The organism is Psychrobacter sp. 16-MNA-CIBAN-0192 (assembly GCF_040309565.1).
Taxonomy (GTDB): Bacteria; Pseudomonadota; Gammaproteobacteria; order Pseudomonadales; family Moraxellaceae; genus Psychrobacter.
This window is the reverse complement of record NZ_JBEOOX010000347.1, coordinates 1-264: the sequence shown is the minus strand read 5'-3', so window position 1 is coordinate 264 and position 264 is coordinate 1. Positions and strand designations below refer to the sequence as shown.

The following is a 264-nucleotide window of genomic DNA, read 5'->3' as shown; positions in this document are numbered from 1 at the left end:
CGGCTGAAGGCCCGCGACGTGATCCTCGACGTGCGACACGTCGGCAAGCGTTTCGCGACGCCGCAGGGCGAGTGCGTCGCGCTCGACGACATCAGTTTCCGCACGCACCGGCGCGAATTCGTGTGCGTGATCGGCCCGTCCGGCTGCGGCAAGTCGACGTTGATCCGGATCCTCGCCGGGCTCGACGCGCAGACGAGCGGCGACGTGCTGCTCGACGGCAAGCCGGTCGACGGGCCGGGCGCCGATCGCGGGATGGTGTTCCAG

Annotated in this window: 1 protein-coding gene; it reads left to right on the top strand. The window is 70.5% G+C overall.

Annotated features, from left to right (window positions below; translation table 11 throughout):
* On the top strand, window positions 1-264 hold a 264-nt coding region (locus tag AAEY78_RS13530), incomplete at both ends, for an ATP-binding cassette domain-containing protein (RefSeq protein ID WP_352339844.1).